Annotated in this window: 13 protein-coding genes; 5 read left to right on the top strand and 8 right to left on the bottom strand. The window is 58.8% G+C overall.

Annotation, left to right across the window (positions count from 1 at the left end; translation table 11 throughout):
- Window positions 1-175: 175 nt before the first annotated feature.
- The 4 genes from nirB to cobA are packed head-to-tail and all read left to right on the top strand — an operon-like array spanning window position 176 to window position 6,438.
- Window positions 176-2,629, top strand: a complete 2,454-nt coding sequence (nirB, locus tag VY732_RS09470; protein WP_331695254.1) for a nitrite reductase large subunit NirB — start codon at window positions 176-178, stop codon at window positions 2,627-2,629.
- A complete protein-coding gene (gene nirD / locus VY732_RS09465; RefSeq protein ID WP_053118721.1) occupies window positions 2,626-2,943 on the top strand; it encodes a nitrite reductase small subunit NirD in 318 nt (105 codons plus the stop codon). The genes nirB and nirD overlap by 4 nt, the downstream gene beginning before the upstream one ends.
- On the top strand, window positions 2,943-5,657 hold the full coding sequence (locus tag VY732_RS09460) for a nitrate reductase (RefSeq protein WP_331695253.1): 2,715 nt from the start codon (window positions 2,943-2,945) through the stop codon (window positions 5,655-5,657). The genes nirD and VY732_RS09460 overlap by 1 nt, the downstream gene beginning before the upstream one ends.
- Before the next feature lie 13 nt (window positions 5,658-5,670).
- Window positions 5,671-6,438: a uroporphyrinogen-III C-methyltransferase gene (cobA, locus tag VY732_RS09455; protein WP_116032207.1), complete on the top strand. Its 768-nt coding sequence runs from the start codon at window positions 5,671-5,673 to the stop codon at window positions 6,436-6,438.
- A gap of 97 nt (window positions 6,439-6,535) precedes the next feature.
- Here cobA and VY732_RS09450 read toward each other — a convergent pair whose 3' ends face one another.
- The 8 genes from VY732_RS09450 to ppsA all read right to left on the bottom strand — a co-directional run bounded on the left by VY732_RS09450 (window position 6,536) and on the right by ppsA (window position 14,783).
- Window positions 6,536-7,570 carry an OmpA family protein gene (locus tag VY732_RS09450; RefSeq protein WP_077571830.1) on the bottom strand — a complete coding sequence of 345 codons (1,035 nt, stop codon included), beginning with the start codon at window positions 7,568-7,570 and terminating at the stop codon, window positions 6,536-6,538.
- A gap of 107 nt (window positions 7,571-7,677) precedes the next feature.
- Window positions 7,678-8,268, bottom strand: coding sequence for an RNA polymerase sigma factor SigX (sigX, locus tag VY732_RS09445; RefSeq protein ID WP_011333251.1), 591 nt, complete (start codon window positions 8,266-8,268; stop codon window positions 7,678-7,680).
- 90 nt (window positions 8,269-8,358) lie between these two features.
- A complete protein-coding gene (locus VY732_RS09440) occupies window positions 8,359-9,183 on the bottom strand; it encodes a mechanosensitive ion channel family protein (protein WP_007916401.1) in 825 nt (274 codons plus the stop codon).
- Between the two features lie 2 nt (window positions 9,184-9,185).
- Window positions 9,186-9,434, bottom strand: a complete 249-nt coding sequence (locus VY732_RS09435) for a hypothetical protein (RefSeq protein ID WP_008076827.1) — start codon at window positions 9,432-9,434, stop codon at window positions 9,186-9,188.
- Window positions 9,435-9,497: 63 nt separating this feature from the next.
- Complete coding sequence (locus tag VY732_RS09430) at window positions 9,498-10,493, bottom strand: zinc transporter ZntB (protein WP_077571829.1); 996 nt, start codon at window positions 10,491-10,493, stop codon at window positions 9,498-9,500.
- Window positions 10,494-10,514: 21 nt separating this feature from the next.
- On the bottom strand, window positions 10,515-11,006 hold the full coding sequence (gene rraA, locus VY732_RS09425) for a ribonuclease E activity regulator RraA (RefSeq protein WP_077571828.1): 492 nt from the start codon (window positions 11,004-11,006) through the stop codon (window positions 10,515-10,517).
- A 226-nt stretch (window positions 11,007-11,232) separates the two neighbouring features.
- Window positions 11,233-12,222 carry an alpha/beta fold hydrolase gene (locus VY732_RS09420; RefSeq protein ID WP_331695252.1) on the bottom strand — a complete coding sequence of 330 codons (990 nt, stop codon included), beginning with the start codon at window positions 12,220-12,222 and terminating at the stop codon, window positions 11,233-11,235.
- Between the two features lie 185 nt (window positions 12,223-12,407).
- The gene (gene ppsA, locus VY732_RS09415) at window positions 12,408-14,783 is read right to left on the bottom strand and encodes a phosphoenolpyruvate synthase (RefSeq protein WP_331695251.1); all 2,376 of its coding nucleotides are present in this window, start codon (window positions 14,781-14,783) and stop codon (window positions 12,408-12,410) included.
- A gap of 174 nt (window positions 14,784-14,957) precedes the next feature.
- Between ppsA and ppsR the strand changes: the two genes are divergently transcribed.
- Window positions 14,958-15,776 carry a posphoenolpyruvate synthetase regulatory kinase/phosphorylase PpsR gene (ppsR, locus tag VY732_RS09410; RefSeq protein WP_034152875.1) on the top strand — a complete coding sequence of 273 codons (819 nt, stop codon included), beginning with the start codon at window positions 14,958-14,960 and terminating at the stop codon, window positions 15,774-15,776.
- The last annotated feature ends 39 nt before the right edge of the window (window positions 15,777-15,815 follow it).

The following is a 15,815-nucleotide window of genomic DNA, read 5'->3' as shown; positions in this document are numbered from 1 at the left end:
CACACACATAAAGCCCAACTTTCAACGACGAAGGCTGCGCTTCCCGAGAGAACGGGACCAGGACAAAGGCGTCCTCGCTAGGCAACTAGCGGGACGCCTTTTTTGTTTGCGCAAAATTTCTCGAGCAAGGCCTGACTGCCCACAAGAGGCCAGCCGCAGCTCCCCGGAGAACCTGATGAAAAAACTCAAACTGGTGATGATCGGCAATGGCATGGCCGGGGTCCGCACCCTCGAAGAACTGCTCAAGCTGAGCAACGAGCTGTACGACATCACGGTCTTCGGCGCCGAACCGCACACCAACTACAACCGCATCCTGCTGTCACCGGTGCTGGCCGGTGAGCAGACCTTCGAAGAAATCGTGCTCAACGACCTCGACTGGTACCTGGAAAACCACATCAAGTTGCTGCTCAACCGCAAAGTGGTGGAGATCGACCGGGTCAAACGCCGGGTGATCGCCGAGGACGGCACCGAAGCCGAATACGACCGCCTGCTGATCGCCACCGGTTCGACGCCGTTTATTCTGCCGATCCCCGGCAACACCTTGCACGGGGTGATCGGTTACCGCGACATCGCCGACACTCAAGCGATGATCGACACCGCCAAAACCCACAAACACGCGGTGGTCATCGGTGGCGGTCTGCTCGGTCTCGAAGCCGCCAATGGCCTGATGCTGCGCGGCATGCACGTCACCGTGGTGCACATCGGCGAATGGCTGTTGGAACGGCAACTGGACAAAACCAGCGGTCAACTGCTGCAAAGCGCCCTCGAATCCCGTGGTTTGCACTTCCGTCTGTGCGAACAGACCCAGGCCCTGCACGACGCTGGCAATGGCCGGGTCGGCTCGGTGCAATTCAAGAACGGCGAGATCATCCCCGCCGATCTGGTGGTGATGGCGGCCGGCATTCGCCCCAACACCGAACTGGCGGAAAAGGCCGGCATCCCGTGCAATCGCGGGATTCTGGTCAATGACACCCTGCAAACCTACGATCCGCGTATTTATGCGATCGGCGAGTGCGCCAGCCATCGCGGGATTGCCTACGGTCTGGTCGCGCCGCTGTTCGAACAGGCCAAGGTTTGCGCCAACCACCTCGCACAATTGGGCTTCGCCCGTTATCAGGGTTCGGTGACCTCGACCAAACTCAAAGTCACCGGCATCGACCTGTTTTCCGCTGGCGACTTCATGGGCGGCGAAGGCACCGAGACCATCACCCTCTCCGACCCGATCGGCGGCGTGTACAAAAAACTGGTGATCAAGGATGACGTGCTGGTCGGCGCCTGTCTGTACGGCGATACGGCAGATGGCGGTTGGTATTTCCGGCAGATTCGTGAGAATCACGCCATCGGCGAGATCCGCGATCACCTCATGTTTGGAGAAAATGCGTTAGGCGACGTAGGACATCAGGGCCAGGACAAAGCCATGGTCATGGCCGACACCGCCGAAGTCTGCGGCTGCAACGGCGTGTGCAAAGGCACCATCGTCAAAGCCATTCAGGAACACGGCCTGTTCAGCGTTGATGAGGTGAAGAAACACACCAAAGCCGCGAGCTCCTGCGGCTCCTGTGCCGGCCTGGTCGAGCAGATCCTGATCAACACCGTCGGCGGCGCGGCCGACGTAAAACCGAAAAGCGAAAAAGCCATCTGCGGTTGCAGCGACCTCAATCACGGGCAGATCCGTCAGGCCATCCGCGAGCAACATCTGCTGACCATCGCCGGCACCATGAGCTACCTCAACTGGCGCACGCCGAACGGCTGCGCAACCTGCCGCCCTGCCCTCAACTATTACCTGATTTCCACTTGGCCCGGTGAAGCCAAGGACGATCCGCAATCGCGCCTGATCAACGAACGTGCACACGCCAACATCCAGAAGGACGGCACGTACTCGGTGGTACCACGCATGTGGGGCGGCGTGACCAATCCTTCGGAACTGCGGCGAATTGCCGATGTGGCTGACAAGTATCAGGTGCCGATGGTCAAGGTCACCGGCGGCCAGCGCATCGACTTGCTGGGCATCAAGAAGCAGGATCTGCCGGGCGTGTGGAAAGATCTCGACATGCCGTCCGGCCACGCCTACGGCAAATCCATCCGCACGGTAAAAACCTGCGTCGGCAGTGAGTTCTGCCGCTTCGGCACGCAAAATTCGACGCAACTGGGCATCGAGCTTGAGCACGACCTGTTCAACATGTGGTCGCCACACAAAGTGAAACTCGCCGTCTCCGGATGCCCACGCAACTGCTCGGAAGCGGGGATCAAAGACGTAGGAATCATCGGCGTCGACTCCGGCTGGGAGATGTACATCGGCGGCAACGGCGGGATCAAAACCGAAGTCGCCGAATTCTTCGTCAAGCTGAAAACCGCCGAAGAAGTCCGCGAATACAACGGCGCCTTCCTGCAGCTCTACCGCGAAGAAGCCTTCTACCTCGAACGCACCGTGCACTACCTGCAACGGGTCGGCATGGAGCACATCAAAAAAGCCGTGCTCGAAGACCCCGAGCGCCGCAAAGCGCTGAACGAACGCCTGCAATTCTCCCTGTCGTTCGAACAGGATCCGTGGAAAGAACGCTTGGCGCAGCCGCAACTGAAGAAAGAATTCGATGTGATCCCTGTGAAAAACCTGGAGGTGCCGGCATGAACTGGCTGGATATCTGTGCTCTCGAAGAGATCAACGCCCTCGGCTCGCGGATCATTGCCGGTCCGAAAGGTGACATCGCGATTTTTCGTACAAGCGACGATGAGGTTTTCGCCCTCGACGACCGCTGCCCACACAAGGGCGGGCCGTTGTCACAAGGTTTGATCTACGGCAAACGCGTGGCCTGTCCGCTGCACAATTGGCAAATCGACCTCGAATCCGGCGAAGCGCAGGCGCCGGACATCGGTTGCGCGCACCATCACCCGGCGCGGGTCGAGAATGGTCGTGTGCAACTGGCCTTGCGGGACGCCATCTGATGAACCGCCAGACGACCGCCTCGACCTGCTGTTATTGCGGGGTCGGCTGCGGCGTTCTGATCGAGCATGACGGCGAGCGCATCCTCGGCGTCAGCGGCGATCCGGCGCACCCGGCCAACTTCGGCAAACTGTGCAGCAAGGGCTCGACCCTGCACCTGACCGGCGACCTCACGGCCCGCGCGCTGTTCCCGGAACTGCGCCTGGGCAAAGGCCTCGCGCGCAGCCGCACAGACTGGGACACCGCACTGGAGCATGCCGCCAACGTGTTCGCCGAGACCATCGCCGAGCACGGCCCGGACAGCGTGGCGTTCTATATCTCCGGACAGTTGCTGACCGAGGACTATTACGCCTTTAACAAACTGGCGCGGGCACTGGTCGGGACCAACAATATCGACAGCAATTCGCGCCTGTGCATGTCCTCAGCGGTGGTCGGCTACAAGCGCAGCCTCGGCGCCGATGCTCCTCCGTGCAGTTATGAGGACCTGGAACTCAGCGATTGCGTGATGATCGTCGGCAGTAACATGGCCTACGCCCATCCGGTACTTTTCCGTCGGCTGGAAGAGGCAAAGTCCCGCCGTCCACAGATGAAAGTCATCGTCATCGACCCTCGGCGCACCGACACCTGCGACCTTGCCGATTTACACTTGGCGATTCTGCCGGGCACAGATGTCGCTTTGTTTCATGGGATTTTGCATCTGTTGTTGTGGGAAGACTGGATCGACCGCGATTTCGTCAAAGCGCACACCGATGGCCTCGCCGAACTGAAAAGTCTGGTGCGCGATTACACCCCGCAAATGGTTTCGCAGTTATGCGGCATCAGCGTCGAGCAATTGCAGCAGTGCGCCGAATGGGTCGGCACTTCACCGAGTTTCCTGTCGCTGTGGTGCATGGGTTTGAACCAGTCCACGGCTGGCAGCGCGAAAAACAGTGCACTGATCAATCTGCACTTGGCCACCGGGCAAATCGGCCGTCCGGGTGCAGGACCTTTCTCCCTCACTGGTCAGCCAAATGCCATGGGCGGACGCGAAACCGGCAGTTTGTCGAACTTGTTGCCGGGGCATCGAGACGCAGCCGACCCTGAACACCGCGCTGAAGTGGCGGCTTATTGGGGTGTGGATCAACTGCCGGAAAGCACTGGTCTCAGCGCCATCGAACTGTTCGAGCAAGTGCGCAGCGGCAAGATCAAGGCGTTGTGGATCGCCTGCACCAACCCTGCGCAATCGATGCCGGATCAGAGTGCGGTGCGCGCGGCGCTGGAAGCCTGCCCGTTTGTGGTGTTGCAGGAGGCTTTTCGCACCACCGAAACCGCTGCGTTCGCCGATCTGCTGCTGCCTGCTGCCAGTTGGGGCGAGAAGGAAGGCTCGGTAACCAATTCCGAGCGACGCATTTCCCACGTGCGCAAAGCCATCCTCCCACCGGGCGAAGCGCGGCCGGACTGGGCGATCACGGTAGATTTCGCACAACGTCTGGAGAAACGTCTGCGTCCCGCTGAATCGAGCCTGTTTACGTTCAACCAACCTGCGCAGTTGTTCGATGAATTCAAATGGCTGACGCATGGCCGCGATCTGGATATGTCCGGGATCAGTCATGCGCTGATCGACGAGATCGGACCGCAGCAATGGCCCTTCCCTGCCGGCGCGCGGCAAGGAACGCCACGCCTGTACGAGGATGGGATTTTCCCAACCGCCAACGGACGCGCTCAGTTCATCGCCGACCCTTATCGCGCCGCCAAAGAACAGCGCGATGCTCGCTTTCCACTGACGTTGATCACTGGCCGCCTGCGTGATCAATGGCACGGTATGAGCCGCACCGGTACGTCGGCGCAACTGTTCGGGCATGTCAGCGAAGCGGTGTTGAGCTTGCACCCGGACGAACTGCGCAGGCATCGCTTGCAGCCGGGCGATCTGGTCAACCTTAAAAGTCGTCGCGGCGCAGTGATCGTCGCGGTTGGCAGCGACGACAGCGTACGTCCGGGACAGGCGTTTCTGCCGATGCACTGGGGCGACCGTTTTCTCAAGGGCGGCGTGAACAGCCTGACCCTGCCGGCCTTCGATCCATTGTCGAAACAACCGGAACTGAAACACAGCGGTGTGCGCCTGGAGCCGGTCAATCTGCCGTGGCAGCTTTTCGCGCTCATTGAGGGCGATGTTCAACGGCATTTCGAGGCCCTACGACCGCTCTGTGAGGCATTTTCCTACGTGAGTCTCAGCCTTGTCGGACGTGAACGATCGGCATTGCTGATACGCGCAGCCAGCAGTGAGGCGCCGGATGCGCAATTGCTCAGTGAAATCGACCGATGCCTGTCACTGATCGACGGCCCGGTACTGGCTTACGACGATCCACGTCGGGCCATTGGCAAGCGCGTACGCATTGAAAACGGCCGCATCACCGCGATTCGCCTGGCCGGCGAAACCCTCGCCCGGCATTGGCTACAGGGGTTGTGGCTGGAAGGTCGTGCAGACGAACAACTGCGGCGCTGGTTGCTGGCACCGATGAGTGCGCCGCCGGGCAGTGCCGGGGCGCAGATCGCTGCGGATAAAACCCTGTGCAACTGCAAGAACGTCAGCCTCAACGCGGTCTGCGCCGGCATTCGCCAGGGGCTGGATCTGCAAGGCTTGAAAAACAATCTGGGCTGCGGCACGCAATGCGGCTCGTGTGTCCCGGAAATAAAACGCTTGCTGGCTGCCGATGTGCAGACAGTCGCCGTCATCTGATGAGGAAAACACCATGAACGCAAAAGTCTGGCTGGTGGGTGCAGGTCCTGGTGACCCCGAATTGCTGACCCTCAAAGCGGTACGCGCCTTGCGCGAAGCCGATGTGGTGCTGATCGATGATCTGGTCAACGACGCGGTGCTCGAACACTGCCCTGGCGCGCGAATCATTGCGGTGGGTAAACGCGGTGGTTGCCGTTCCACGCCGCAGGCATTTATCCATCGGTTGATGCTGCGCTATGCCCGCCATGGCAAGTGTGTGGTGCGGCTCAAGGGCGGCGATCCGTGCATTTTCGGCCGTGGCGGTGAAGAGGCGCAGTGGTTGCGTGAACGTGGCGTTGAGGTGGAGTTGGTCAATGGCATTACCGCCGGGCTCGCTGGGGCGACGCAGTGCGATATTCCGCTGACGTTACGCGGTGTGGCGCGCGGGGTGACGCTGGTGACCGCGCACACGCAGGATGACAGCCAATTGAACTGGCAGGCGCTGGCGCAGGGCGGTACGACGCTGGTGGTTTATATGGGCGTGGCCAAGCTGGGCGAGATTCGCGATCAGTTGCTGGCGGGCGGGATGTCGGCGGATACGCCGGTGGCGATGATCGAGAATGCATCGTTGCCAGAGCAGCGCGAATGCCGTAGTGATCTGATGAGCATGAGCGATGACGCAGGAATTTTCGGATTGAAGAGCCCGGCGATTCTGGTAATTGGTGCGGTGGCGGCGGCTGGTGAAGATCAAAAGATCGCAGCCTGCGGCAGCTCCTACATGAAATCTGCATACGTCCTGTAGGAACTGCCGCAGGCTGCGATCTTTTAAAGCTGCAAAGCCAAATCGCAGGCAAAGAAAAGCCCGGCCTAAGCCGGGCTTTTCTCAGAGCGGCAGCTAATTACTTAGCTTGAGCTTCAACCTGCGCTTCTACGCGACGGTTTACAGCGCGGCCAGCTTCAGTTTTGTTGTCAGCAACTGGGCGGGATTCGCCGTAGCCAACAGACTGAACGCGGGACGATTCAACACCGTACTGGTTGGTCAGAACTTGCTTAACGGCGTTTGCACGACGCTCGGACAGTTTCTGGTTGTAAGCGTCAGGACCGACGGAGTCAGTGTGACCTTCAACAGTAGTGGTGGTGGATGGGTACTGCTTCATGAAGTCAGCCAGGTTCTTGATGTCGCCGTAGCTGTTGGTTTTAACAACAGATTTGTCGAAATCGAACTTAACGTCCAGCTCAACACGAACAACTTCAGCAACTGCTGGGCAGCCGTCAGCGTCAACAGTTACGTTGGCTGGGGTGTCCGGGCACTTGTCAACGTTGTCGCAAACGCCATCGTTGTCGCTGTCGGAGCAGACTTCAGCTGGTGCTGGAACTGGAGCAGCAGCAGGCTTGGAGCCGCCACCGAAGTTCACACCGATACCAACGCTAGGAGCCCACTCGGTGTCGCCCTGGTCGATGTTGTACTGAGCTTCAACGCCAGCACGGGCGTAGAAGTTCTCGGTGAAGTACAGCTTGGCACCAGCGCCCAGGTTGGCGAAGGTGGAGCGGTCACGACCGCCGGAACCGTTCTGACCGATGCTCTGATCGGAGAAACCAGCCGATACGTATGGACGCAGCATGTCGCCTGGGTTGTTGAAGTGGTACAGAGCGTCCAGAGCGGTGTTAGCGCCCTTGATGTTACGACCGTCGTCGGAACGCACGTTGTGCACTTCGTCGTAGCCCAGACGCAGTTCAACGTCGTCGGTCAGGAAGTAACCGATCGAGCCGCCGAACAGGTTGCCGTTGTTCTTGAAGTTGCGAGCGCTGTCGAATTGTTCTTTCTTTGCGAAGCCTTCGATTTCAACTGCGCCTTGGCCTTGTGCCAGAGCGCCGAACGAAGTGGCGGCAATCAGAGAACCAATGGCCAAGCCCAAGGTGTTTTTCAGTTTCATCCGTTAAATCCCCATCTGGTGATTGTGAAGCAGTCCCGCAAACCGGGGGACAACTCGGCGGCAAGTCTATCAGAACTTGCCTACACGTAAGAGATATTTGCGCTGAACTAAGTTTCAGCAATGCCTGCAAATTTCTCACGCAATTTATCTAGAGCACGTTTGTAACGCATTTTTGTCGCACTCAAACCCATGTGCATGATGTCTGCGATCTCCTGAAATTCCAGCTCTGCGACAAATCGAAGCACCAGAATTTCACGGTCAATCGGGTTCACATACACCAGCCAGCGATCAAGCCCGCCCTTCTCCTCGGGTTTCGGCGCCTTTTCTTCGGACGCTTCCTCGAGGGGGTCAAGACTCAATGCGTCCATCAAGCGACGCTTTCGCCGTTCCTTCCGATACTGCGTAATACATTCGTTGTACGTGATGCTGTAGAGCCACGTTTTGAACTTCGATTTCCCCTCGAAGTTCTTCAGGCCATACAGCACCTTCAACATGACTTCCTGACAGACATCGTCTGCGTCGCGATCGTTCCCAAGATATCTCGCACAAACGTTAAATAATGTTCGCTGGTAACGCCGCATCAGTTCTTCATAAGCGCGCGTTACGTGAAAAAGCTCGGTATGCGAGCGCGCGACCAACTCCTCATCAGAGAGCTCGCGGGGGTCGTAGCGCGTGGATAGCGTTTGGGCTTTATTCAAAACAAGTCGTGCCGACAGTCAGGTCAATGTCCACCGCAACCAGCATCAGCTGGCATTTTGCGGCGGCATACATTAGCAGGGTTTGCCGGATTAGCGGCTACTCACATGCTGTTCCAGCAGGATCCGATTGGAAAGAGAGACTAGCTCACCCTCATCGGTCAGCAATGTGGTTTTCACCGTGCCGATCTCCTCGATCTGCCCTTCGACCTCGCCAACACGCACTTGTTGCCCAACCTGATACAACTCACGCACATAGATTCCCGCAAGAATCTGACCGGCAATTTCCCGGCTTCCCAAACCCATGGCCAGCGCAACGGCCAGACCAACGGTAATCAATACGATGACAATCACATGGTTCAGCAGGTCGGTCTTGACCTCAAGCTGGCTGATCGCAACCGAGATACTGATGATGATCACCAGCCCTTGCGCAATTCGCCCCAGCCCCGAAGCGTAGTCCAGGCCTACGCCTTCTGCCGCCCCGCGCACCAGTCCGTTGGCCAGTTGCGCGAGCAAAACACCTACCAGCAACACCAGCGCCGCGCCGAATACTTTCGGCAAATAGAGCGCCAACATATCCAGCGTAGCTGAAACTCGCTCAAGGCCAAGTGATTCTGCTGCCGAAACCAGAAAAATCAGCAGAACGAACCAGTAGACGATCTTGCCGATCAGGGTCGAGATTGGAACCTGCAGCCCCGCACGCGACATCAATTTGGTCAGGCCGGTGCCGCCCATCAAGCGATCGAGGCCGAGTTTGGCGAGCAGCTTGGAGAGCAAGGTATCGAGCAGCTTGGCCACGACGAAACCCAACAGCAGCACGACCAGTGCGCCGAACAGGTTCGGGATGAAGTTGGCTACTTTGGTCCACAACGCAGTCATTGCAGTGACGAGGCTCTGAGTCCAGAGGTCGAGTTCCATATTCAATCAGCCTTATCAGCAGTGCGAGCGGTAGGTTTACGAAGACGGGAAACCGGCGAGACATGGGCCGAGCCGTTATTCAGGGCGATCATCAGCGCCGGCAGCCAGCGGCCCAGCAGGCTGAACAGATCACCGGCGCCGACCTGGCGGTTGGCGGTTTTGAGTACGCGGCCCAGGCAGGCATCGTCGTCGCGGCTGGACGGCGAGGCGTTGAGCATGTCGCGCAAAGACTGTTCAAACGGATCGTGCATACGCACCTCTCGTGATGTCTGTGAAAGACGCGGGCAGATTTGGTCGGGTCACATGCGCCATGTTCAGACCCAGCGCAAACGACGGAATAACCACCACTGACCGAAGGCCAGGGCGAGCACCGTCAAGCAGGCGATCAGGAAACCATAAGGGCTGCTGGAGAATGGAATTCCGCCAACGTTGATGCCCAGCAGACCGGTGATGAAACTCATCGGCAAAAAGATGCAGGTGATGATCCCGAAGCGGTACATCGTGCGATTCATGCGCTCGCTCAAACGCCGGTCTTCAGCCTCCAGCACAAGCCCCACGCGCTCTCGGGTCAATTCGAGCTCTTCGAGATAGCGGGTCAGGCTGTTGTTCAATTCGTTCCAGTAATCGGCATCGTCATCGACAAACCATGGCAGCTTTATCCGTGTGAGTTGTCCGAAAATATCCCGCTGCGGCGCAAGAAAACGCTTCAGCCCGGCAGCTCTGCGACGGATGTGCAAAATGGCGCCATGCTCAGGGGTATACCGTTCGTCGGCATCCATCTTTTCTTCTTCCTCATCGGCGATTTCCGAGAGGCAAGTGACCAGATCCTGCACCTTGTTGGTGAGGAACTGCGCCAGATAAAGGATCAGTTCAGAGGCTGTTTTCGGGCCCTTGCCGTCGGCCAATTGCACCAACAGCTCATCAGTGGCACGCAAAGGACGCAAACGCAGCGAAATCACACGCTGGGCGGAGGCGAAAATCCGCACCGAAACCATGTCTTCCGGCTCGGCACCCGGGTTGAGATTGACCCCGCGCAAAAACAGCAGCAGCTCGGAATCGGGCAACGGCAACAGACGCGGTCGCGTGTTCTCTTCCAGCAGCAGGTCGCAGGTGAATTCGTTGAGACCGCTGGATTTGCGCAGCCAGGTCTGGGTCTGCGGATGGCTGCGATCCCAGTGCAGCCACAGGCTTTCATGGGCCTGCAACTGCAAATCGTCGAGCTCAGTCCGGGCTATCGAACGCGCACCGCCTTTTCCGTCCAGCACCAGGGCATGCACCAGCCCCCATTGCGCGTTTTCTTCCTCGAACATCCGCATCCCTTTGTCGAAAGCTTATTCAGGCATCTGCAGCGGACTTGGCGAGACGATCACGCCGTTGTTGTCCGCATAAATGTACTGGCCCGGGTGGAACGTCACACCGGCGAACGTCACCGGGACGTTGAGGTCGCCGATACCACGTTTTTCGGTTTTCATCGGATGGCTGGCCAGCGCCTGCACGCCCAGATCGGTCTGCGCGATAACGTCGACGTCACGGATGCAGCCGTAGATCACCAGCCCTTCCCAACCGTTTTTAGCGGCTTTCTCGGCAATCATGTCGCCCAGCAGCGCCCGGCGCAGCGAACCGCCGCCATCGACCACCAGCACCTTGCCGTTGCCTTTCAGTTCAGCCTGTTCCTTGACCAGCGAGTTGTCTTCGAAGCATTTGATGGTCACGATTTCGCCGCCGAACGAATCACGGCCGCCGAAATTGCTGAACATCGGTTCCAGCACCTGCACCAGCTCCGGATAGGCGTCGCACAGGTCAGGCGTAAGGTAATGGTTCATCGAAAAACTCCTGTAACAAGGAAGACGATCAAGGATGACGCATTCTGTTGAGACGATCTCCGGCGGTCGCTGTTTACCTTAGTCGATCTCATGGTCGCTGAACGAACCTGAACAAACCCTGAAACGTAATAGCTAAACAGCCACCAAAAATGACCAGAACCGCACAATGCGTCATATCTTAGCCGCAAGCCAACCCGAACGAAATGCCCTTTTCAGGGCCCGCCTCTCAGACCGCAGCAGCCAGATCCGGCTTCTCGCCCAGCAGTGGCGTGTGTTGATCGTTCAACCAGCGCGCCACCAATGGCCATACCTCAGTCTGCGCCGCTTTGCTCACCAACATCTCGACATGGCCGAAATTATCGTTGAAGCCCTGCTCGCGGCCCAGATTGATGAACTGCTTGTGCTCCGAGCCGATCTGCTCGAACAACTTGCGACAGGCCCAGGCCGGATCCTGATGATCCCCTGCTGCAGTCACCGCCAGCACTGGCACTTGAACATCGGCCAGTCCCGCCCACCAATCCTTGTCCTTGTCGCCAAAACGGCCGAACAAACCGTACCAACGCATGCTTTCCAGCGCCAGACCGATCGGCTCATCTTCCGGGCCACGTTTGAGGCGCGAACCCGACAGCTGCGCGAAGCGCTTGAGAATAAAGCGCCCGCTCCACTCCACCGGCGGGATTTTCAGCGGCCAGTACGTGCGACTGACCTGCGTGCCGAAAAACGCTGCCGAAGCCACGGCAGGCTCGCCAAGGTATTCGCCACCGAGCGCGGCGGCCAGGGTGATGCCGCCCAGCGAATGGCCGATCCAGTGCGGAACCTGCCCGCTCTGCTCACGCACGAATGCGGCAATCGCCGGCAGATCGTAACGGGCATAGTCGGCGACACGGTTGCGCCGGTATTCCTCGTTGCGCTGCGACAAACCGTGGCCGCGCATCTCCGGAATCCACACGTCGAACCCCAGTCGCGTCAGATACGCGCCCAGGCCCAGGCCTTTGGGTGAGAACCAGAAGCGCCGATTGGAAAAACTGCCGTGCAGCAGAATCACCGGCACACCGCGAGGCGCCGAGGCATCGGCCATGCCCAACCGGGTCACAGCGATTTCCACGGACCAGTCGGGACTGTTGCCGGGTTTCAGTCGATACACGTCTTCGCTCAGATCGCCGCGCCGTTCGGCGCTGATCAGGGCGACAGGAAACAGGTTGCTGCTGCTTTGCATAATGCTCTTGCACAAAAAAGGGCGGCATCCGGAGACCCCGCCCTGTTTGAATCATAAGGAGCCGAATCGTGTAGGAGTGAGCCTGCTCGCGATGGCGGTGTGTCATTCGAATCAATGCTGACTGTCATGACGCTATCGCGAGCAGGCTCACTCCTACAGGGAGACGCGGACCGTTCACATCTTGATCAAGCCGGGGCTTGGCCTTCGGCGAGGAAGAACCAGGTTTCCAGCACGGTGTCCGGGTTCAGCGACACGCTTTCGATGCCCTGTTCCATCAGCCACTTGGCCAGATCCGGGTGGTCCGAAGGACCCTGACCGCAGATGCCGATGTACTTGCCGGCCTTGTTGCACGCGGCAATCGCGTTGGCCAAGAGCTTCTTGACCGCCGGATTACGCTCGTCGAACAGGTGCGCGATGATACCGGAATCGCGGTCCAGGCCCAGCGTCAGCTGAGTCAGGTCGTTGGAACCGATCGAGAAGCCGTCGAAGAATTCGAGGAATTCTTCAGCAAGGATCGCGTTGGATGGCAGCTCGCACATCATGATCACGCGCAGACCGTTCTCGTCGCGCTTCAAGCCGTTTTCGGCGAGCAGATCGACAACCTGGCTGGCTTCGCCCAGAGTACGGACGAACGGCACCATGATTTCAACGTTGGTCAGGCCCATCTCGTTGCGCACACGTTTCAGCGCGCGGCATTCGAGTTCGAAGCAGTCGCGGAACGATTCGCTGATGTAACGCGAAGCGCCACGGAAGCCCAGCATCGGGTTCTCTTCTTCCGGCTCGTAGAGCTTGCCGCCGATCAGGTTGGCGTATTCGTTGGACTTGAAGTCCGACAGACGCACGATGACTTTTTTCGGCGTGAACGCTGCAGCCAGGGTGCTGATGCCTTCCACCAGTTTGTCGACGTAGAAGTCGACCGGGTCGTTGTAACCGGCGATACGCTTGTCGACGCTGTCCTTGATTTCCTGCGGCAGACCGTCGTAGTTCAACAGCGCTTTCGGGTGGACGCCGATCATGCGGTTGATGATGAACTCCAGACGGGCCAGGCCGACACCGGCGTTCGGCAGCTGCGCGAAGTCAAAAGCGCGGTCCGGGTTGCCAACGTTCATCATGATCTTGAACGGCAGCTCCGGCATGGCATCGACGGAGTTCTTCTTGATGTCGAAGCCCAGCTCGCCTTCGAAGATGTAACCGGTGTCGCCTTCAGCGCAGGACACGGTCACGCCCTGGCCATCCTTCAGCAATTGGGTGGCGTTGCCGCAACCAACCACAGCCGGAATACCCAGCTCGCGAGCGATGATCGCTGCGTGGCAAGTACGGCCGCCACGGTTGGTGACGATGGCGCTGGCGCGCTTCATCACCGGTTCCCAGTCCGGGTCGGTCATGTCGGAAACGAGTACGTCGCCCGGCTGGACTTTGTCCATCTCGGAGACGTCCTTGATGATGCGCACTTTACCGGCGCCGATGCGCTGGCCGATCGCACGACCTTCAACCAGCACGGTGCCGGTTTCTTTCAACAGGTAACGTTCCATGACGTTGGCCTGGGTGCGGCTTTTCACGGTTTCCGGACGGGCCTGCACGATGTACAGCTTGCCGTCGTCACCGTCCTTGGCCCACTCGATGTCCATCGGGCAGCCGTAGTGCTTTTCGATGATCATCGCTTGCTTGGCCAGCTCGCTGACTTCAGCGTCGGACAGGCAGAAACGCGCACGATCAGCCTTGTCGACATCGATGGTCTTGACCGAACGACCGGCCTTGGCCTCGTCGCCGTAGATCATCTTGATGGCTTTGCTGCCGAGGTTGCGACGCAGGATCGCCGGACGACCGGCCTCCAGCGTGCCCTTGTGCACGTAGAACTCATCCGGGTTGACCGCGCCTTGTACGACGGTTTCGCCCAGACCGTAGGCGCCGGTGATGAACACCACGTCACGGAAACCGGATTCGGTATCGAGGGTGAACATCACGCCGGCAGTGCCGGTTTCCGAACGCACCATGCGCTGCACGCCAGCCGACAGGGCGACCAGTTTGTGGTCGAAGCCCTGGTGCACGCGGTAGGAAATCGCACGGTCGTTGAACAGCGAAGCGAACACCTCTTTGGCGGCGCGGATAACGTTTTCCACACCACGGATGTTCAGGAAGGTTTCCTGCTGACCGGCGAAGGATGCATCCGGCAAGTCTTCGGCGGTGGCGGAAGAACGCACGGCCACGGCCACATCAGGATTACCGGCCGACAGCGCGGCGAACGCGGTGCGGATCTCGGCATTCAGTTTTTCGGGGAATTCGGCTTCCATGATCCATTGACGGATCTGTGCGCCGGTCTTGGCCAGGGCGTTGACGTCGTCGACGTCGAGCGCATCGAGGGCCGCGTGGATCTGGTCGTTGAGGCCGCTCAGTTCGAGGAAATCACGATAAGCCTGAGCCGTCGTGGCGAAGCCGCCGGGGACCGAAACACCGGCGCCTGCCAGGTTACTGATCATCTCGCCCAGGGATGCGTTCTTGCCCCCCACATGCTCAACATCGTGTTTGCCGAGCTTATCGAGGGAAACTACGTACTCTACCAAGGTGATCTCTCCACTAACTGTGTTGGAAAAGCTCAGAAACCGGCGGCCCGGGGGAGCCTTGGCCGGTTGTATGGCCTGGACCTGGAAAATAAGTGAGAATGCGGGCCAATCGCGGCCGACAAATCGCGCCTATCATATCCAAGATTGATGACTAGCTTAAGGCCCAAGGTGCAAATGAAACGATCTGCTTTCTTCATCTCCGATGGCACCGGCATCACAGCCGAAACCCTGGGTCAAAGCCTTCTGGCGCAGTTCGAAAACATTACCTTCAGCAAATTCACGCGACCGTACATCGACAGCGTTGAAAAAGCGCGGGCCATGGTACAACAAATCAACAAAGCCGCTGAAACCGACGGCTTTCGCCCGATCATCTTCGACACCATCGTCAATCAGGACATCCGTGAGATTCTCGCAACGTCCAATGGTTTCATGATCGATATTTTCTCGACCTTCCTTGCCCCGCTGGAGCAGGAACTGACCGAGCATTCTTCCTATACCGTCGGCAAATCGCATTCGATCGGGCACAACTCCAATTACATGGAGCGCATCGAGGCGGTCAACTTTGCCCTCGACAACGACGACGGTGCGCGCACCCACTATTACGACAAAGCCGATTTGATACTAGTGGGCGTGTCGCGATGCGGCAAAACGCCGACGTGTCTGTACATGGCCATGCAGTTCGGCATCCGCGCGGCCAACTATCCGCTGACCGAAGACGACATGGAGCGCCTGACCCTGCCGACGGCCCTGCGCGCCCATCAGCACAAGCTGTTCGGCCTGACCATCGACCCCGACCGCCTCACCGCGATCCGCAACGAGCGCAAGCCCAACAGCCGCTATTCGAGCTACGCGCAGTGCGAATTCGAAGTGCGCGAAGTGGAAAACCTGTTCCGCCGCGAGAACATCCCCAACATCAACTCCACGCATTTTTCGGTGGAAGAGATTTCGGCGAAGATTCTGGTGGAGAAAGGTGTGGAGCGGCGGTTCAAGTAGATTTGTGGTGTCTGAATGACCGCTATCGCGAGCAGGCTC

This window comes from Pseudomonas sp. ZY71 (genome assembly GCF_036542145.1).
Lineage (GTDB): Bacteria > Pseudomonadota > Gammaproteobacteria > Pseudomonadales > Pseudomonadaceae > Aquipseudomonas > Aquipseudomonas koreensis_A.
This window is presented reverse-complemented; position numbering and strand designations above follow the sequence as displayed.